At 59.1% G+C, this 20,259-nt stretch carries 14 protein-coding genes; 4 read left to right on the top strand and 10 right to left on the bottom strand.

The window, feature by feature from the left end; genetic code table 11:
* Window positions 1-70 precede the first annotated feature (70 nt).
* Window positions 71-1,300: a bifunctional glutamate N-acetyltransferase/amino-acid acetyltransferase ArgJ gene (argJ, locus tag LKO31_RS10395; protein ID WP_407699272.1), complete on the top strand. Its 1,230-nt coding sequence runs from the start codon at window positions 71-73 to the stop codon at window positions 1,298-1,300.
* A gap of 79 nt (window positions 1,301-1,379) precedes the next feature.
* On the opposite strand, the gene trxA is transcribed toward argJ, so the two are convergent.
* The 8 genes from trxA to ahcY all read right to left on the bottom strand — a co-directional run bounded on the left by trxA (window position 1,380) and on the right by ahcY (window position 14,460).
* Window positions 1,380-1,700, bottom strand: a complete 321-nt coding sequence (gene trxA / locus LKO31_RS10400) for a thioredoxin (protein WP_227690449.1) — start codon at window positions 1,698-1,700, stop codon at window positions 1,380-1,382.
* A 79-nt stretch (window positions 1,701-1,779) separates the two neighbouring features.
* Window positions 1,780-5,298 carry a UvrD-helicase domain-containing protein gene (locus tag LKO31_RS10405; RefSeq protein WP_227690450.1) on the bottom strand — a complete coding sequence of 1,173 codons (3,519 nt, stop codon included), beginning with the start codon at window positions 5,296-5,298 and terminating at the stop codon, window positions 1,780-1,782.
* Window positions 5,295-8,282 (bottom strand): double-strand break repair protein AddB, encoded by a 2,988-nt coding sequence (gene addB / locus LKO31_RS10410; RefSeq protein ID WP_227690452.1) that lies wholly within the window; start codon window positions 8,280-8,282, stop codon window positions 5,295-5,297. The genes LKO31_RS10405 and addB overlap by 4 nt, the downstream gene beginning before the upstream one ends.
* An 8-nt stretch (window positions 8,283-8,290) precedes the next feature.
* Window positions 8,291-9,016, bottom strand: coding sequence for a nucleotidyltransferase family protein (locus tag LKO31_RS10415; protein ID WP_227690454.1), 726 nt, complete (start codon window positions 9,014-9,016; stop codon window positions 8,291-8,293).
* Window positions 9,016-10,005: an aminoglycoside phosphotransferase family protein gene (locus LKO31_RS10420; RefSeq protein WP_227690456.1), complete on the bottom strand. Its 990-nt coding sequence runs from the start codon at window positions 10,003-10,005 to the stop codon at window positions 9,016-9,018. Before LKO31_RS10420 ends, LKO31_RS10415 begins: the two co-directional genes overlap by 1 nt.
* On the bottom strand, window positions 10,005-10,454 hold the full coding sequence (gene tsaE, locus LKO31_RS10425) for a tRNA (adenosine(37)-N6)-threonylcarbamoyltransferase complex ATPase subunit type 1 TsaE (RefSeq protein ID WP_227690458.1): 450 nt from the start codon (window positions 10,452-10,454) through the stop codon (window positions 10,005-10,007). The genes LKO31_RS10420 and tsaE overlap by 1 nt, the downstream gene beginning before the upstream one ends.
* Window positions 10,451-12,814, bottom strand: coding sequence for a PAS domain-containing sensor histidine kinase (locus LKO31_RS10430; RefSeq protein ID WP_227690460.1), 2,364 nt, complete (start codon window positions 12,812-12,814; stop codon window positions 10,451-10,453). Before LKO31_RS10430 ends, tsaE begins: the two co-directional genes overlap by 4 nt.
* Before the next feature lie 242 nt (window positions 12,815-13,056).
* Window positions 13,057-14,460, bottom strand: a complete 1,404-nt coding sequence (ahcY, locus tag LKO31_RS10435; RefSeq protein ID WP_407699273.1) for an adenosylhomocysteinase — start codon at window positions 14,458-14,460, stop codon at window positions 13,057-13,059.
* Window positions 14,461-14,931: 471 nt separating this feature from the next.
* Between ahcY and LKO31_RS10440 the strand changes: the two genes are divergently transcribed.
* On the top strand, window positions 14,932-15,342 hold the full coding sequence (locus LKO31_RS10440) for a hypothetical protein (RefSeq protein WP_227690462.1): 411 nt from the start codon (window positions 14,932-14,934) through the stop codon (window positions 15,340-15,342).
* A gap of 56 nt (window positions 15,343-15,398) precedes the next feature.
* Here the strand turns inward: LKO31_RS10440 and LKO31_RS10445 are convergent, their stop codons facing one another.
* Window positions 15,399-15,962, bottom strand: a complete 564-nt coding sequence (locus tag LKO31_RS10445) for a YqgE/AlgH family protein (RefSeq protein WP_227690463.1) — start codon at window positions 15,960-15,962, stop codon at window positions 15,399-15,401.
* 179 nt (window positions 15,963-16,141) lie between these two features.
* Between LKO31_RS10445 and LKO31_RS10450 the strand changes: the two genes are divergently transcribed.
* Together LKO31_RS10450 and LKO31_RS10455 are read left to right on the top strand one after the other, a co-directional pair.
* Window positions 16,142-16,624 (top strand): peroxiredoxin, encoded by a 483-nt coding sequence (locus LKO31_RS10450; RefSeq protein WP_227690465.1) that lies wholly within the window; start codon window positions 16,142-16,144, stop codon window positions 16,622-16,624.
* Between the two features lie 207 nt (window positions 16,625-16,831).
* Window positions 16,832-18,313, top strand: a complete 1,482-nt coding sequence (locus tag LKO31_RS10455) for an AMP nucleosidase (protein ID WP_227690466.1) — start codon at window positions 16,832-16,834, stop codon at window positions 18,311-18,313.
* 75 nt (window positions 18,314-18,388) lie between these two features.
* Here the strand turns inward: LKO31_RS10455 and LKO31_RS10460 are convergent, their stop codons facing one another.
* A complete protein-coding gene (locus tag LKO31_RS10460) occupies window positions 18,389-20,251 on the bottom strand; it encodes a M2 family metallopeptidase (protein WP_227690468.1) in 1,863 nt (620 codons plus the stop codon).
* Window positions 20,252-20,259 lie beyond the last annotated feature (8 nt).

A 20,259-nucleotide genomic window follows, 5' to 3' on the forward strand; every position in this document is an offset into this window, starting at 1 on the left:
TTTTGAAACACCCCTTCCGCCAAGTGCGGGAGGGGTTTTTCTTTGCCGCACAGCGCGCTATGCCGCTGGCATGACCATGACCAAATCCCCGCTCGCTCCTGACCATTTTCCCAATCTACCTATGATTGGGGGCGTGACGCTGCGCACCGCGCGCGCGCAGTATAAAACATGGGACCGCTGCGACCTGACCTATGTGGAATTGTCCGAAGGCACCAATGTCGCGGGCGTGTTCACCCGCAATGTCTGCTGTTCATCCGAAGTGGAATTGGGCCGCGAGCAAGTGCGCTTGGGACGCGCGCGGGCCTTGATCGTTAACGCTGGCAACAGCAACGCCTTTACCGGATATCGCGGGCGCGAGGCGGTAGAACAAATTATGGGCCAAGTGGCCCAAGCCTTGGATTGCCAGCCCAGCGACGTCTTCGTCAGTTCAACTGGCGTGATCGGCGTCCCGCTACCCAAAGACAAAGCCAAAGCCGGCGTTGAGGCCGCACTGAACGCCCAGCCCGTATCGTGGGAAGACGCCGCCGACGCCATTTGCACCACCGACACCTTTGCAAAAGGGGCCAGCGCCAGCGCGGTGATTGGCGACAAGACCGTGCAAGTAGCGGGCATCGTCAAGGGATCGGGCATGATCGCGCCCGATATGGCCACCATGCTCGGCTATATCTTTACCGACGCCGCCGTCAGCCCGCAATTGCTGCAAGACATGCTAAGCGAAGCGACCGACACCAGCTTTAACAACATTACCGTCGACAGCGATACGTCGACCAGCGACACGGTGTTGTTGTTCGCCACAGGCGCTGCTGGCAACGCCATGCTGATCAGCCGCGATGATGATGGGGCCGATGCCTTATTTTCCGCCATTCGCGCCGTGGCGCTGGAATTGGCGCAATTGGTGGTGCGTGACGGCGAAGGCGCAACCAAATTTATCGAAATCGAGGTGACCAGCGCCGCCAATGACGCCAGCGCCAAGAAAATCGCACTGGCCATTGCCAACAGCCCGCTGGTCAAAACCGCTGTGGCGGGCGAGGACGCCAATTGGGGCCGTGTGGTAATGGCCGTTGGCAAGGCCGGCGAACCTGCGGACCGCGACCGCCTGGCCATTCGTTTTGGTGACCATTGGGTCGCCCGCGACGGTTTACCCGTCGATGGATATGACGAAGCGCCCGTCGCAGCCCATCTTCGCGAGAAGAATATTCGTATCGGCACAGACTTGGGCATTGGCACAGGCCGCGCCACTGTGTGGACCTGCGACCTGACGCATGGCTATATCAACATTAACGCCAATTATCGCAGCTAAACCAACACGCTTTCGGTCCATAAAAAAGCCCGCCTTTCCAACCGAAAGGCGGGCTTTTTTGGTCGCGAATTGCGGCTGATTACAGCGCGCCTTCCAACCAATTTTTCAGGGCGCTTTTCGGGGCAGCGCCAACCTTGGTTTCGACGATCTCACCATTTTTGAACAAGATCATGGTGGGAATGCCGCGCACGCCATATTTCGAGGGTGCATCGGGATGATCGTCAATATTCAGCTTGGCGATCACCACCTTTTCCCCAAGCTCGTCCGAAATTTCTTCCAATGCAGGGCCGATCATTTTGCATGGGCCGCACCATTCTGCCCAAAAATCAACCAAGACGGGGGTGTCGCTATCCAACACGTCAGCCTGAAAGCTGGCGTCGCTGATCGCTTTGGTAGCCATATTCTATCTCCTGAATCCAATGGCCCTATAGCTAGGGTCTGCGGCAGCGTCTCTCAAGGGCTGAAATCAGGAAATTCGCCTATACCCCCATGAAGCCCGGCTTGTGCGGCGCCAAAAGTTGATCGTCCAATTTCACCAACTTGGCCGCCGAGCTGTAAATCAAGGCAGCATGAACCCTGCGCCCTGGGAAAATCACCGCCAAGGCGGCGACATAGGCCGCCATTTGCCGCAGATAAGCTGGCGCGACATCCTGCGGCGTGGCTGGCACATGGCGGCCCGTTTTATAATCCACCACCAACACGCGGTCCGGCGTGACCAACAATCGGTCGACGATGCCCGCCACCACCAAACCGTCCACCACCGCAGAAAAGGGCACTTCGGCCAAGCTATTCGGCCCGAAAATGTCGGCATATTCGGGGTCATTCACAATCGCCAACACTTCCTTGGCCATTGCTTGGCGTTCCGTTTCGCTGGCCGATGGCAGTTGCGCCGCTAACCAGCGCAGCGCGGCGGCGGAACGCTGGTCGGGCGCAGCCTCGGGCAAGCGTTCGAACAATTGGTGCAGCAACAAACCGCGCGACACAGCGGCGCTGCGGTCCACGCCCATCGGCGGGCTGGCGACATCATCCGCCCCCAATTGCGACGGAGCCAAGGGACGCGGGGGCCGCGCTTCTTCGGGGGCGGGACGCACCGCCCAATCGGGCACCACTAACGCCGCAGCGGGCGCGGATTTCGCTTTTCCCTTGCGGCCCCATATGCGCGACGATGTGCGATAAACGCTGCGCAGGCCCCAACGCGGCCCTGCATCTTCCCAGCCGCAGTCCAAATCTTCCAACACTTGCTGCGCGGCGGCGTGCCAGCTGCCCTCCGCGACGCTGCCGTCCGGCTTTTTCGTGGTGCCCGCGATCACCAATATTTCTTCGGCCCGCGTCATCGCCACATAGAATAAGCGCCAATCTTCTTGGCGCGCCGCATCGACGGCTTGGTCATAGGCCGCCGCAATACGGCCATATCTCTCATCCTTGGCGAGGGGGAAGACCGGCAATTTCTGCCATGCTTCCAAATCCATATGGAAAGGACGATAGCCCAGCCCCGCTTCTTCGGTGGCGTCAGCCAAAATCACAATCGGGGCCTGCAACCCCTTGGACCCATGCACCGTCATCACGCGCACAGCCTCGCTGCGCGCTTCGGTCTGGCGTTTAATATCAATGGCGCTGGCGTCCATCCGGCTGAGGAAGCTGAGCAGCGAGACATTGTCCGTCTGTTCAAAATTCAGCGCCTGATTCAGCAATTCGTCAATCGGGTCCCGCGCCTCGCGCCCCAAGCGCGCATATAATTTGCGCCGTCCATCTAAGGGGCCGGACAACATATGGTCCAAAAAGCGAAAGGGCGTAGTCATGTCCGCCATGCCCAGCAATTGGCGCAATGCCGTCATGGCTTCGGCGGGCACGCCTGCCTCTGCCTCCGTGGCGCGCAAATAGGGCCAAATGGGCGTGCGGCCCCGCCCGCCTATCCAGCGATAAAGCTGGTCCTGCGTCCAACCAATCAGCGGGGACACCAGCAGGCTGGCCAAATTCAGATCATCTTCGGGCTGAACGGCAAAGCGCATGGCCGACACCAAATCCTGCACCGCCAAGGGCTGGGTGAGCGCAAAACGATCCACACCCGCCACATCGACGTCCAACGCCTGAAGCCGCGCGACAATGCGCGCCGCCAAATCGCGACGTTTACGCACCAACACCATGATGTCGCCGGGCACCACGGGGCGGCCATCCTTGCCGTGCAAAATCCATTGCTGAATTTCATCGGCAATCGCATTGGCCAAGCGCATGGATGCGGGGTCGCTAGCTGGTGCGCCGCTGTCGGCGCTGGGGCTATCCGCGCTCCATTCGCTGTCGGCGCCATTGCTAGCATCGTCGCCATCATCTGCACCGACGGCAGCCGCGGCGGACGGCACGCCTGTGCCATCTTCGGCGTCCAGCGCGCTCAGCGCCTTGCCAACCCGCAGCGGTTGCCACAATTCCACTTGGCCCGCTTGGCCCTTGCGGAACGGGTGGTGCGGCGGCTCCTGCCCCTCCAGCCCCATGGCCGCCGTGCCGCCGCTCGCCAACCAGCGGTCCACCACTTGCAAGATGGCGGGCGTCGAGCGGTAATTGCTTTCCAAATTCACCTGATGCAGCGGCTGCCCCGCCCGTTCGCCCAACACGTCAAACAAAGTACGCGCCGTTTCAAAGGCCGCTGGTTCGGTGCCCTGAAACCCGTAAATGCTCTGCTTGCGGTCGCCCACCGTGAATAGGGTCGGGCTGCGCTCGCCGCCATCCTCGGGGCTCACCGCAAAATATTCCTCAGCCAAGGAATGGATAATGCCCCATTGGCGCAAATTGGTATCCTGCGCTTCGTCGACCAAAATATGGTCGGTGCGCTGGTCCAGTTTGAACCGCACCCATTCGCCAAAATTGCTGGTCCGCAGCAAGCTACCCGCCAGACTGATCAGATCATCAAAGTCGGCGAAGCCGCGTTCGCGCTTGGCCAGCGCATAAGCTTCGGCAAAGCGGCTGCCCAGCATCCACGCGGACGCCAATTCATCGGCCACCCGCATCGCCGCCGCCGTATCGCGAATATTTTGCAGGGCGGCCACAATGCGCTGCGCCGCGTCAAAGCAGCCGTTCATCTTGCCTTTTTCGCCGCTGAAATCTTTGCGATATTCATTTTTATCGGTCAGAAAACAGCTCAGCACCCCCTCCAGCAAGGCGGTGCGCGCTTCCGGCGATGCGGACAGCCAATCGACCATTTTATCCGCATATTTCAGGCCCGTTTTGGTGCCCCACGCCGCGCCCAATGTGGCCACCGCCTGCATATCATCATCCGCCACCAAGCCGCTGGCCATCACGCTTGCCAGATAATCCGCCACATCGCTGGTGGGCAGGTTCAACGACAAACGCAAATGATGGCGCGTGGGCGGCAAAACAGCAGGCGGCCCGCCAAAGCTGGCGGCGCATAGCGACAAATATTGCAGCGCCGCATCGGGGTTCATCCGCCGTGCCAGCGTCACGGCGGCAGCGCGCAGCCTGTCCCCATCATCGCCTTCTTCGGCCAGCAACTTGATCAACACCTGCCGTTTCAACAAAGCGGCTTCGTCATCCTCAATCGGACGGAAACCGGGCAACAGCTTGGCTTCCAGCGGGAAACTGGCCAGCAAAGTTTGGCAAAAGCTGTGGATCGTCTGCACCCGCACCGACCCACCGGGGCTGTCAATCACCATAGCAAACAGCGAACGGGCACGGTCCATCAAGCCATGCTCGGCCCAATCCAGCCCCAAGGCCTGTAGATCCAGCCGCAATTCGGCGTCAGCCACGCGCACCCATGTCGCCAAGCGTTCATGAATGCGGTGCGCCATTTCGGCGGCCCCAGCCTTGGTAAAGGTGATGCACAAAATGGCGTCCGGCCGCACGCCTTGCAGCATCAAACGCAGCACACGGGCGGACAAAACCTGCGTCTTGCCCGTGCCCGCCGACGCCCCCAGCCACACATGATGGGCGGGGTCAGCGGCGGCGCCTTGCCGTTCGTCCAATGACGCAAGGGGGGACAGGCTGCTCATGGTTTTACATCCTCGCGGCCGAACCATTCATCGCGGCGCATCAATTGGTCATATTCGCCATATTTGGCATTTGCCCCCGGCTCAAAAGCTTGGCCGCCCAGCAAATAGCGCGCCGCCAAATCGCTGAGCCGGTCCGCCGCAAAATCCACCGCTTGTTCCGCCGACTTCAATTCCGAACGCGACCCATAAGGCGTCGTGACCTTGCCCGCCCCGCCCAATTTTCGTTGCGGGCTGAGCGACCAATATTCCAGCGCCGCCACATCATGGGCATCGACGCCCTCCATATGGCCTTCGCGCGCCATCAGGCCCAGTAAGCCCAATTGATTGTCCAGCCCAGCCGCCGCCGCCGCGCCCGACGGGGCGGCACCGCTTTTATAATCGACAATGCTAATTCGGCCTTCGGCGTCGCGGTCTACGCGGTCCGCTTTGCCGTGCAGTTCGATGCCGTCGGTTTGCATCGAACCGCGCAGTTCGACGCCCGCTGCCTTGCGGTCAGCATCCGCCATCACTTGCCCCGCCGCCCAGCGCAGCGCCGGTTCCATGCGCGGTAACCAAAAACGAGCGGCCAACGGGTCCAGCGCCGGATCGGCGCGAAGCGCGTCCATTTCCTGTTCGAAACCCGCAGCACTGGCCCCGCCCCGCACCCAATTTTCAAACAGGCTGTGCAGCCTTGTGCCCCGCCAACGCGGGTCGGGAAGCGCGCTCAATGGGTCCAGCGCCGACAGGCCCAATATTTGGTTGGCATAATATCCAAAGGGATCGCGCGCCAAACGATCGACAGCGGTCACGCTGATTTTACGCGGGCGAACGTCGGCGGGTGGCGATGGCGCAGGGCGCAGCGCGGGTTGAGCCCGCCCGTCCGGCACATCCAATTCGGCGGCCAAGCGGGTGATCGCGCTGCCATCCGGCATGGGTTCGGGCAAATCGCCGCCTAGCGCCGCCAAACGCAACCAGAAACGCGACGCGACCATCGGGTCGCCGCCGCTGCGCTGGGCGCGGGTGATGATGACATGGCGTGCTGCAAAAGCGCCCGCAAAGTCATGCGCCGCGGCGCCTTGTTGCCGCTCCAACGCGCCCAGCCCCAGCAAGCGCCGCACACCGGGGGCCAGCCATGCATCAGGGCTTTGGCGCGGCGGCCAGCGCCCTTCGTCAAGACCGCCCAAAATCATCACATCGGCGCGTTGCAAGCGCGCCTCGAGCAGGCCCCAAATGAACAAGCGCGGGTGCCCACCAAAGGGGGCGCGCACGCTTTCACCGGCCATTAACTCCGCCAACATTTGCGGGAAATCATCGCGCCTCACCGTCGCAGGGCCATATTGGCGCGACACGGCCCACCGGTCGAACAAAGCCGACAAAGCGCGGCCCGCAGGCCCCGTCCATGCATCATCGCCGCTCAGCCATTCCAGCCCCTGTTGCAGGGCGTCCAAAAAGGCGGCAGGCGGCGACGCCGCACCGCTATGGAATATGGTGAGCAGCGGATACAGCCCGGCCATCACATCATCCCACCATGGCCGCAGTTGCACAGCGGCGGCATGGCCCCGTGCCTTGGGGTCATCGGCGCGCTGGGCAATGCGGTCGCTGATGCCATGCCAACCGGGCAACAAACCCGGCCCCCGCAGCAACAAATCCAAGGCGCGGACATGGTCCAGCCAAATCAACCGCCCCTCGCCCTTGCGGACCAGCGGATGGCTCAGCATGCCGATGAGGCGCACTGGATCAAATTCTGCGCCCAATTCCGCCAGCAACGCCAATAAAGCACCGGGCGGGGTCTGGGACAAAGGCTGGCCCGCGCTGTCATCCACCCCAATGCCCCAACGCGCCAAAGCCGACGCCACCCGCCGCGCCAAATTGCGGTCGGGCGTCACCAAGGCTGCGGTGCGGGCAGGTGTTTCCAGCGCATGGCGCATCAACAGGGCAATGGCCTGCGCTTCTTGATTGTCGTCGGCAAAACTAGCGGCTTGCACATGCGTCAAGGCTGGGGCCAAATCCCCTTCATTTTGCCAGCGATGGGTGAAGGCCGCTGGCGCGAACATCAGCGACAGGAACGAGCCGCGCTGTTCGGGTCCATCAAAATCCGACACGCCGTCCCATGTCATCACATCATCACGGGCGATGCCCATGCGTCCCAACAGCAATTTCAAATGATATTGCGGGTGCGTTTCCAAGGGCCGCATGCCCATATGGTCAGCGGGGACCGGCGCGGGGCCCAGCGCGTCCCATTCCTCGGCCGACATCGTCAAATCCAAGCCCGGAATGACCAACATGCCGCCATCCAATTCGGAAATGACGCGCAGCAACCGCGTAATGGCGGGGGCCGCCGTGGTGATACCGGCCGCCACCACAAAGGATGCGGGGGATTGCGCCGCCCAATTTTCGGCTACACGGTTCAGCAATTGGTTGCGGCGGTCGGCGCGGTCCATCAACCCCGTTTTCGCCAGTTCGGCGGGCCATTTTTCGACCAACAAACGCAGCCTAGCCCAAGACAATTGCCAGTGATTGGCCAGATCGCCCAATTGCGATTCAATATCGGCCAAATGGGCGTGCGGAATTTCTTCATAATGCAATTGGTCCAGCACCCGTGCCAGCCCCTCCGCCAACACAAAGGCCGCCGCGCCTTCAATCCGTTCTTCGCCTTGCGGATTATGGCTTTCGATCAATTGCGCCAGCATCAACCGGCGTTGCAGGGCATCAATGGCAGGCGGCAACACTACGCCTGCATCCAGCCCATCCAGTGCCAAGCCGACATTTTCGTCCAGATCAGCGTCGCCGACCACCGCCAAGCGCGGCATCAACAGCCCCGCCCCGCCAGCGCGCACAAAGGCTGCCTGCACCGCCATGCGCGCTCGGTTGCTGGGCAGCAGAATGACGCCGCGCGCCAAGCCCAGATCATCCCCCGCAAAGCGTGTGATCAGCCCATCGGCCAAGGCATCCGCAAAAGCGCGGTGAACGGGAATCGTGAAAACACAAGGGCGCGCGCCAGCCATGTCGGCGCTTATCCGCGCGCCAGCATGGCTTCGGTCGGCGCAATGGCGGCGGGGGTGCCGACATCAAACCATTGCCCCATATGCGACACGCCAAATAACCGTCCTGCCGCTATGGCACGGTCCCAGAAAATATTGGTCGAAAAGGGCCCTTCGGGCGGGTCCACCAATAAACGCGGGGATATCAACTGGATGCCGGTATAAACAAAGGGCGCGACATGCCCGCCTTTGCGGCGCGACAATTGCCCGCCCGCATCCATATGAAAATCGCCCTGCCCCTTATTCCCTGTGGCGCCGGATTGACGGATGAGCAGCAACAAAGCGTCCATTCGGTCACCGTCCCAGTGGCGAGCCAAATGACGAATGCTGTCTTCCGGCCCATCGGTCCAAATATTATCACTGTTGGCGACCAATATCGGATCACCGCTCAGCATCGGCAAAGCCTTGACCAAGCCCGCCCCTGTTTCCAGCAATTGGCTGCGTTCATCGGAAATGGCGATGTTCATCGGGCCTTTGCGGGCCGCCAAATGCGCTTCCAATGCGTCCGCCAGATAATGGACATTGACCACGGCCTTGCGGATGCCCGCCGCCTCGATACGGTCCAAACTATGGTCGATTAACGCCTTGCCCGCCACGCGGATCAGCGGCTTGGGACGGGTCGCGGTTAGGGGGCGCATACGCTTGCCCAGGCCCGCCGCCATCACCATCGCGGATTCAATCTGCACCCCGTCCGCCATCAGATTGCGTCCTGCCAAGCGGCGGCGCGTTTTTCGGGCGGTATATTGTCATCAAACCACGCACGAACGGGGGCCAAGGCGGGATGCGCCAAATCGCGTTCGACCAAGCCCCACATGCGCGGCTGAAACCGACGATAGCCTTGCTTGCCATCCCGTTTCCACAAACGCACAAACACACCCAAAATGCGGGTATTGCGCTGCGCCGCCAAGGCCCAATAGCTGGCCTCGAAGGACCGCGCATCCACCCCGCTCGCAGCGATATAGCGGTCGATCATCTGCCGTTCGATAGCGGGCGTCACATCGCGCCGTGCATCTTCCAGCACCGACGCCAGATCATAGGCCGGATGCCCCAACAGCGCGTCTTGGAAATCCAGCAAGCCATAATGGTGAAGGCCGCTTTGCCCATCGATCAGCATGATATTTTCAGCGTGAAAATCGCGCAGCACGGTGACACGCGGCAAGCCGTCTTCGGCGACCGGCGTCAACACTTGCTGCCATGCGGCACGAAAAGCGTCGCGGTCGACCGTCAAATCCAAGGCGGGGCAATACCAGTCGGTCAGCAACATGACCTCGTCCAACCATTGCTCCAGCCTGTGCACGGGCAAATCCGCCATGGCGGGGCGTTGATGCAAATGGGCCAGCAAGTCGGTCAGCGCGCCATAATGGTCCGCCTCTGTTTGCGGGGCCGCATCCAAGGCTTCGCGCAGGCGGTCGTCACCGAAATCCTCGATCAACAACAGGCCCTGATCCAAATCCCGCGCCAAAATGGCGGGGGCGCAAAGACCTTGTGCGCGCAGATATTCGGCCATAGCAATGAAGGGACGCGGGTCCTCGTGGGGCGGCGGGGCGTCCATCAACACCGCGCGCCGCACGCCGTCCACCACACGGAAATAGCGCCGAAAACTGGCGTCCCCTGCCAAAGGCAATATCTGTGCATCCGCCCAGCCATGCGCCGCCAAAAAGGCCGGTGCATATGTCGGTGCTGTCATCAAAGCGGCCATCTTTTTTCCCAATGCATCGGCACATCCGCCGTCAAAATACGCTGATCCCCCTCGCCGCTTATGTGCAAGCCAAGGGCCCCCGGCCACCCCTGATCGCCCAGCCTTTCCGGCCATTCGATCAGCAAGGCACCATCATATAAATAATCATCCAGCCCCAGTTCGACCAATTCACGCGCATCCTCGATCCGATACAGGTCGACATGGCCGATCGGCATATCTACCTCTGGCGGCGCATAGGGTTGGATGATCGCAAAGGTGGGGCTGGGGGCCTCGCCAGCAAGGCCGCGCGCTTGCAGGATGCCGCGCGCAAGGGTGGTTTTTCCGGCCCCCAAATCGCCCGACAGCAAAATCACATCCCCCGCGCCCAGCACCGCGCCCAGCGCAGCCCCAATGCGGGCCGCGTCCGCAAGACCATAATGCACCACAAATTGCGTCATTCGCCGCGCGGCAGGTTGATACGCACCAACGTCCCCTGCCCCTTTTCGGTTACCACATCCATCACCCCTCCATGGGCCGATACCAATTGCCGGGCCAAGGCCAAGCCAATGCCCCCCGCTGCGGTGGCCGCCTGACGCCCGCTGGTGACGGCGGCGACATCATCCGGCAATCCTGGGCCATTGTCCGACACAATGATTATGACCGCCTGATCATCGCCCATCGCATGCACCAAGACACGGCCATCGCTGCGCCGCGTGGGCGCGGTAAAGCGAATGGCATTGTCGATCATGCTGCCCAGCAAGCGGCCCAGCCGCGCCGCATCGCCCGCAATCTCGCCCAAATCCGGCGCGATTTCGCGCACAAGCTCAATCTGTTCCTGCGCCGCAAAGGCCGCGCAATCATCCATGGCGCGGTCCAACAAAGCCGCGACATCGACGGACGCATGTTCAATCGCCAGCGTTCCCGCCTCCGCCTGCGCCAAGTCCAATACATTGTCGATATGACGGCCCAGCACGCCGACACTGTCCATAATCGCGCCGACATAGCTGGTCTGACGGTCGTTCAATCCGCCTGCATAGCCACCTTGCAGCATTTCGCTAAACCCAGCGATGCTGGTCAAGGGTGTGCGCAATTCGTAACTCATCCGCGACAAAAAGGCCGTCTTGACCTTGTCCGCCGCTTCCAAGGCTTCGTTGCGTTCGCGCAAAGCCCCTTCGATGCGGCGGCTATCGCTGATATCCAGCATGATCAACAGCGCATTGCCGTCGGGCAGGGGAATGGAGGCAAAGTCAAAATGCCGCCCGTCGGCAAAGCGAATTTCGCCAATGCGCTGCACCCGTTCCAAGGTGGCGGCACGGATCACCTCTTGCACCACATTAATTTGTTCGGGCTTGGCCAAACGGTCCGCCAATCCGGCCATCAGCACATCTACGCGGGGGTGCGCCGCTAGTTGAAATTCATCAATGGCCCACAAGCGGCGGAAGCGCTGGTTCCACAAATGCAAGCGGCCATCGGGAGCAAAGACCGCGATCGCTTCGAATAAATTATCAAAAGTCGCGGTGCGCACCCGCAGCAAAGTGTCGCGCGCACCCGCCAATTGGATATGCTCGGTTCGGTCCTCGACGATCAGCAACAAACCGCCTTCGGGCGTGGGCTGGGCGACGACGCGCAAATGGGTGCCATCACGCAGCAACCAATCTTCCTCCGCCGCATCGGGGCGGGCGAACCATTGTTCATGCGCTTCGCGCCATGCTGGAAAATCGCGCACTTCGGGCGTCCGTCCTGCGTCGCGCAATCGGTCGAGCAAGCGGGCAAAAGGCGGCGCTTCGTTCAAGGTTTCGGCGTCAATGTTGAACATGCGGCGAAACGGCAAATTGGCATAAACCAAATGGCGGTCCGGCCCAAATTGCACCACCGCCGCGGACAAACGGTCCAACAATTCGCGCTGCGCCTCTGCAAAGCGGCGATGACCGCTGCGTTCCAGCTCCAATTCCTGAATATCCACAGCATAGCCCGCAATGCCGATGGTCCGGCCGCCTGCTGGGGCCAAAGGCACATCGACCACGCGCATAATCCGCCGCTCACCCTTGACCGTGACCGGAATGGCGCGCAGCTGGGCCTCCCCGCTTTTGCGGCTGGCGGCGGCGGCATCAATGGCGCGGACACCCGCCACCGGTTCGCATAATTCAATGCCATCTTGAATCACCGCAGCGGCGCTTGGTGCCTCTACGGCTTCGACATAGGCGTGGTTGACAAGCGACAATTGCAAATTCATGTCGCGGAACCACATGGGGAAGGGCGCGGTGTCGATAAGGCCGGACAAGGCTTCGAACGCACCCATTGCATCGTCGCGTTCGCGCCGCGCTTCGGCCAAGGCTTGCTGCCCTTCGGTAGCGTCGCTCATCCACAATAAGACGGTGCCAGCCCCGCCAATCGCTGCTGGGGCGGCCCCGCCTTGAATCACAATGGTGCGCGCCCCGCCTTGCGGACGCAGGCTGAGTGTAAAGGCTTTGGCCCCGCGCTGGGCCCCCAATATGGCCTGACGCAATTGCTCATGCCCCGCAGCCGGAAAGCCAGTGTCTGGGCCGCGCATATCATCAAAATGGCGAATCCCGCCGTCCACGCCCAACCAGCGGTCCAGTCGGTCGCTGGCCTCGATGCGCCAATCGGGGCGAATAATCACCGGCATTTGCGGCGCGGCGGCCAGCAAGGCCGACAAACGCTCGGATTGGGCGGCCACAAAGGCGGAACCTCGCTGCATCGAAATGCCGCGCACCAAGGCCCATATCGCGGCGGCCAACCACAGGACCGCCATCAAACCCAGCAAAAAAGACATGACGGGGGACAGAGGCTCGCTCATCCCCAATGGATTCCAAAAATGTTGGGAAAACGCCCTGTGTGCATGATGCATCTGCCCTACTGCTGATGGGGCGATGTTTCAATCATCTGTGCAGGGGGAAATCACATTCACCCACAGCAATTTTCCACCATATGGCCGTAGATCTGCCTGTCCTGCACGATGACCAGAAAAAAGGCCCAACTCCAACAGGGACTTGGGCCTTTTTCCTTCACCATTGCGCCCCCAAATATGGGCGTTCCACCTTAATAGCGGTAATGATCGGGCTTGAAGGGACCATCGACGCTGACGCCGATATAATCGGCCTGCTTTTGGGTCAGCTTGCTCAGCTTCACGCCCAGCTTTTCAAGGTGCAGCGCGGCAACCTTTTCGTCCAAATGCTTGGGCAGCACATAGACTTCATTCTTATAATTCTCACCCTTAGTGAAGAGTTCGATTTGGGCCAGCACCTGATTAGTAAAGCTGGACGACATCACAAAGCTGGGGTGGCCGGTGGCACAGCCCAGATTGACCAAGCGGCCCTTGGCCAGCACGATGATTTCCTTGCCATCGGGGAATTCCACCAAATCGGTGCCGGGCTTCACTTCGGTCCACTTATAATTGGCCAGACCAGCGATCTGAATTTCGCTGTCAAAGTGACCAATGTTGCACACGATGCTCATGGGTTTCATCGCCGCCATATGTTCAGCGGTGATGACATCGGCGTTGCCGGTCGCGGTCACGAAAATGTCGGCGCGGGTCGCCGCTTCTTCCATAGTGACGACTTCATAGCCTTCCATCGCGGCTTGCAGCGCGCAAATCGGATCAACTTCGGTCACCAACACGCGGGCCCCGCCGTTGCGAAGGCTGGCCGCCGATCCTTTGCCCACATCGCCGAAACCGCAAACAGTGGCCACCTTGCCAGCCAACATCACATCGGTGGCGCGGCGGATGGCGTCGACCAAGCTTTCCTTGCAACCATAAAGATTGTCGAACTTCGACTTGGTGACGCTGTCGTTCACATTGATCGCGGGGAAAGGCAATTCGCCCTTTTTCGCCAATTCATACAAGCGGTGCACACCCGTGGTCGTTTCTTCCGACACGCCCGTCAACGCCTTGACCGTCTTGGTCAAATAGCCGGGGTTCGCCGCAACAAAGGCCTTCACGGCGCGCTGAAATTCGATTTCTTCTTCATTTTCTGGCGCGGGCAAGGTTGCGCCTGCTTCCAGCTTCGCGCCCCACAGCGCGAACATGGTGGCGTCGCCGCCATCGTCCAAAATGATATTGGCGGTGGTGTTACCCCAATCAAAGATACGGCCCACATAATCCCAATAATCCGCAAGGCTTTCGCCCTTTACCGCGAACACAGGGATATTTTGCGCCGCAATGGCTGCCGCCGCATGGTCTTGGGTAGAAAAGATGTTGCAGGTTGCCCAGCGAACTTCTGCGCCCAGCGCCACCAAAGTTTCAATCAGCACCGCCGTTTGAATGGTCATGTGCAGCGAACCGGTGATGCGCGCTCCCTTCAATGGTTGTGCTGCGCCAAATTCAGCGCGCAGCGCCATCAGGCCAGGCATTTCGGTTTCGGCAATGGCAATTTCTTTGCGGCCAAAATCAGCCAGACCAATATCGGCAATCACATAATCGAGGGTATTAGCGGCGGTGGCCACAAGCCATTCTCCTATTTCAACATTCCTGCGGGTGGTGGCGACTGACCAGCGGCCACAAGCCCGTAGCAGCGCAATTAAGTTACGCGCTTTAGCGGATTATCCCGCCCCCATCAAATATAAACTTTTCTTTATATCCCACTCCATTCTTATCCGGCGGGACGCAATAGGGTGGCCGCGATTTCCGGCCCAATTCCCCCCAACCCAACCAAGGTCGCCGTTACCAAGCGCATAGGAGGGGCGCAGCGGAGGGGCACATGTCAAAACAGCAGAAAAATGAGATTTTTCCGCGCAGGGTTAAAAATAAATTTTTCCAGCGCATGGCCTGTCACATTTCCAAGCCCAATAAACGCCTTTGCGATAAGGCTAATTTATATTTGTTACAATATTGTGACAACAGGCTGAAATATTTGACATTTCTTCTGACAATATGGACAATCAGAACCAGAATTTCATCTATTGGGGAGAGAGAATATGAAAATTTCCGCCATCCTAATTGGCATACTCGCCGCCTATTCCGTGCCCGCAGCCGCGCAATCCATCGTCGTGGTGACCGCGCCGCAACCAAGCCTGGAACAATTGCCAGTGGCCTATGCCGAATTGTCTTCGGGCCAAAATATGCGTGCCGTGGAAAAATTATCCATGGACGAAGTCAATGCCCAGCACCCCGCCCATTTAATCAATCTGGGAACAGCACTGGCCCGCACAGGCCAAATTGATGCAGCGAAATCCGCCTATCTGGCGGCCCTAAACAGCCCCGATCGTTATGATCTGGAAATGGCGAATGGCCGCTATCGGGATTCGCGATGGGCCGCACGGGAGGCCTTGGTCCAACTCAACAGCCGCCAGCCGGTGTCCAGCGCCCAGCTTGCGCTGGTCCGCTAACCGCCACTTTATGGCAAAAGGTGGGCGTCATTCCGTACCAAAGGACGCCCCCACCGTCAGGCCTCGCCGCCCGTGATGGTCAATAAGCGCGTATCTATGCCCCCGTCTAAAAAGGCGCGGTGCCATTTCTTATGCGGTTTCTCGCCAAATAACAGGGCGTCGCTGCCGGATGTCACATGCCAGCCATGATGCACTAGCTCATCTTCTAACTGGCCACCCTCCCAGCCTGCATAGCCAAGCGCGACCAACCATTGGCTGGGTCCGCGCCCTTCCGCAATGGCACGCAAAATATCATGGGAACTGGACAGCATCCAACGATCAGCGACTTGCACCGCATCCGCCCCCGCCCAATCCATGCTATGCAACACAAAACCACGGGTCGGTTCCACAGGTCCGCCAAAATAGACTGGCACGTCCAGCGGGTCTTCATGGGCGATGTTCAATTGGTCCATGACAGACCCAACCGTCAGGCCATCCAGCAATTTGGCGACACCAATGCCCATTGCGCCATCATCGTCATGGCTGACCATAGCGATAACAGCCTGTTCAAACCGACGATCCCCCATTCCGGGCAGGGCCAACAATAGCTGACCCGTAAACCAAGGATTTCTTTCATTCATATATTCATCATGGCGATGCTCTGTCCGTGGGTCCAGCCCCATGGGCAAATTTCCTGATCGCTTATCTTGGCCGATACACGCGTCAAAGGGCAACGAAATCGGGCCATCACCTTGACTTGGCCTGTCCGCCGCACAATGTCTGCGGTGAAAATGATACCCAAGTTCAGAAAGGATGCCCCATGACAATTCAAACTGGCGAAAAACTGCCTGAAACCACCTTGGTCAAAATGACCCAAAATGGCCCCGAACAGGTCAAGAGCAGCGAATATTTCGCTGGCCGCAAAGTTGCCCTTTTCTCGGTTCCTGGCGCATTTACACCGACCTGCTCGGCCAAGCATTTGCCCGGCTATGTGGACAAGGCCGCAGAACTCAAGGCCAAGGGCATTGACGAAATTGCTTGCACCGCCGTCAACGACGCCTTTGTGCTGGGCGCATGGGCCAAGCAAGGCGAAGCCACCGACAGCGTCACCATGTTGGCCGATGGCAATGGCGCTTTGGTCGAATCCATGGGCTTGACCATGGATGGCACGGCTTTTGGCATGGGCCAGCGCGGCCAGCGTTTCTCGATGGTCGTCAATGACGGTGTCGTCGAACAATTGTTCGTCGAAGCACCGGGCGAATTTCGGGTTTCCAGCGCAGAACATATGCTCGAAAATCTGTAAAATATTTATTTTGGCGATGGCGCACGGCGGCAAATCCGCTGTGCGCCATCGCCCTATATGGTGGCCCAACACCATCATGGTAATTTTCTTATAATGTCTGGCGGCATGCCGCGCCTTTCATGCCCGCATATTTTGCCAATTCAGCAATTTTCGATGGATTAACCACGGCATATTTCTTTGGTCATAAAAGCATGTCACTATAGCGACATGACCATCAGAACTTCGAAGATTGAGACCGATACTGACACGCTGGTTGAAACGATTATCAGCGAACTTCAGACCCAATTTAAAACCGCCGTTGGCGCGCTGAAATCCGCGATTTCAGATTATGTGAAGCATCGCACATTGCCGCCCGCCGATGCCCGCGAAACGGGCCTGTTCGACTATCCCGCGTTGCGGATTGTCACCGACGGCGAATATCGCGGTACAGCGGACCGCCACAGCGTTGCCTTCGGCCATTTTGAACGCGCCGGCGAATTTGTCACCACCATCACCCGCCCCGATTTATTCGCCGATTATTTGCGCGAACAATTGTCGCTATTGGTGGAAAATTACGATGTCACCATCGAGGTTACGCGCACGGGCCAGCAAATCCCCTTCCCTTATGTTTTGGATGCCAGCGATGGGTCGGACATGGGCAGCGTGACACCGCTGGAACTGGCCCGCCATTTCCCAACCACCGATTTGGCGGATATTGGCGACGAATTGGCCGATGGCCTATTTGGGGCCGACACAGAAAAATCCCAACCACTGGCGCTGTTTGACGCGCTGCGCACTGATTTTTCTTTGGCGCGCCTGCGTCACTATACGGGCACCGCGCCGGAACATTTTCAACGCTATATCTTGTTCACCAACTATCACCGCTATGTCGATGAATTTGTTTCGTGGGCCGGCGAGCAAATTGGCAAGGGCCGCTACACAGCATTGGCCGGTGCTGGCGGCCTTTATGTCAACGAAGCAGGCGTAAACGCCGGCGCATTGGTGGCCGACAGCGCGTGGCGGCGGCATCAAATGCCCGCCTATCACTTAATCACACCCAGCGGCGACGGCATCACCTTGGTCAATATCGGCGTCGGCCCGTCGAACGCCAAAACCATCTGCGACCATTTGGCGGTGCTGCGCCCAGAAGCATGGCTGATGATCGGCCACTGCGGCGGGCTGCGTCCCACCCAGCGCATTGGCGATTATGTGTTGGCCCATGCCTATTTGCGCGACGACCATATTTTGGACAGCGTCCTGCCGCCCGAAATCCCCATCCCCCCGATCGCCGAAGTGCAAATGGCGCTGGCCAGCGCGGCCGAAGCGATTTCCGGAACGCGGGGCGCCGATTTAAAAAAGCGCCTGCGGACCGGCACGCTGGTCACCACCGACGATCGCAATTGGGAATTGCGCTACAGCGACAGCGCGCTGCGCTTTTCGCAATCGCGGGCGATTGGCATTGATATGGAATCCGCCACCATCGCGGCCCAAGGCTATCGCTTTCGCGTGCCCTATGGCACTTTGCTGTGCGTCAGCGACAAGCCGCTGCATGGCGAATTAAAACTGCCTGGCCAAGCCAATCGTTTCTACGAAGAAGCCATCGCCGCCCATTTGAAAATCGGCATTTTGACATGCGAGATTTTGCGCGACGAAGGGGCGAAATTGCACAGCCGCAAATTGCGCGCCTTCAACGAACCCCCTTTCCGTTAAGCGTAAAACCCACAAATAAGGGGCCGGAACAAAGGATGTTCCGGCCCCTTATTTCATGACGCGCGCCGCGCCAAATTACCAGCCAACGCGCTGGCCCTTATTTTGTTCGTCCAACCATGTTTTTAATGGCGCGAAATAGCCCATCATCGCCTTGCCCGACATTTTGCGCTCACCCGTAAAGGCTTCCAGCGCGTCCGGCCACGGCTTGGACATGCCCATTTCCAACATAGTGTTCAAGCGCGCGCCCACCTCTTTATTGCCATAGAAGGAACAACGGTGCAGCGGCCCCGTCCATCCGGCTTGCTTGCAGGCGGCTTCATAAAATTGGAACTGTAAAATCCGCGCTAGGAAATAGCGCGCATAAGGCGTGTTGCCGGGAATATGATATTTCGCGCCCGCATCAAAAGCATCCGCCGGACGGTCAACCGGTGGGACAATCCCCTGATATTGCAGACGAAGCTGGTTCCACGCCTGATTATATCCAGCGGGCTTGATCGTACCGTTAAACACACCCCAACGCCATTTGTCGATCAACAGGCCAAATGGTAAAAAGGCAACCTTGTCCATAGCTTGACGCAGCAATAGACCAATATCTTTGTCTGCGCTCGGCACATTTTTCGGGTCCAACAACTGAATATCCACCAAATATTGTGGGGTGATGGACAAGGCCACAAAGTCGCCAATGGCTTCGTGGAAACCGTCATTTGCGCCGTTCAAATAGAGGAAGGACTGATCCTTATAGGCGCGCTGATAATAGTTATGGCCCAATTCATGATGCACGGTGATAAAGTCGGTCGCGTTGACTTTGGTGCACATTTTGATGCGAATATCGTCTTTATTATCAATATCCCACGCCGACGCATGGCACACCACTTCACGGTCCGCAGGCTTGGTGATCATGCTGCGGGTCCAAAATGTCTCTGGTAAAGGCGCCAGCCCCAAAGAGCTGTAAAATGCTTCGCCAATTTTGACCATTTGTACAGGGTCTTTTTTCTGCGCCGTCAGCAAATCGCCAATATCATAGCCCAAATCGCCAGCCCCAGCGGGCGCCACCAAGGGGTAAATTCCGCCCCATTCCTGCGCCCACATATTGCCCAGCAAATCGGCGCGGATCGGACCCGTTTTGGGCTGAACCGCATCGCCATATTTCGCATTCAGCTTGCCGCGAACATAGGTGTGCAGCGCCAGATATAGCGGCTCAACCTCTTTCCACAATTCGTCGGTCAGCTTGGCAAATTCCTCTGGCGGCATGTCATAACCCGACCGCCACATGGCACCCACATCGCTATAACCCAATTCCTTGGCACCCTGATTGGCGATGTCGACCATGCGGCTGTAATCATCGCGCATCGGTTTGCCGACATTATCGTGCCAACTGGTCCACATTTCCTGATATTGGGCGGGGGTCAGCGACAAATTGGCCATTTCCGCCTCAATATCCGACCCATTGATCGGCTTGCCATTCAGCGTACCGCGACCCTTGCCATATTGCGATTGAAGGTCGGTGGAAATCCGGCTGAGCTCTTGCGCGGCGCCCGCCGTGGTGGGGGCTGGCAACACAATACCGCTGCGCAAGATATTGAGCTTGCGCGCCGTATCGCTGCTCAAATTGGGCACGTCCAAATAACGGGCCGCTTCTAGGGCATATTTCACCGATTTTTCGGTGCCAATCGCATTGATGCGGGCCGCCATCGCGTCTGTATCTTCGGTGATATAGGTGCTGTTTACCCAATTCACCTGCGATGCTTCGACCGTATAATCGAACAAATCTTGCTCAACCGCCGCCACAAACGCATCGGCATCCGCCGCCGTTACTTTGGTTTGGGCGGCGGCGGACGTTGACGTTTTTTTGGGCTTCGCCGCCGGTTCGGCGGCCACCGCTGGTCCGGCAAGGGCCAATGACACTGCCAGCGACAGGCTGGAAATCATCATCTTCATCACACTGC

The sequence above is a fragment of the Sphingopyxis yananensis genome, from assembly GCF_020687785.1.
GTDB classification, from domain to species: Bacteria; Pseudomonadota; Alphaproteobacteria; order Sphingomonadales; family Sphingomonadaceae; genus Sphingopyxis; species Sphingopyxis yananensis.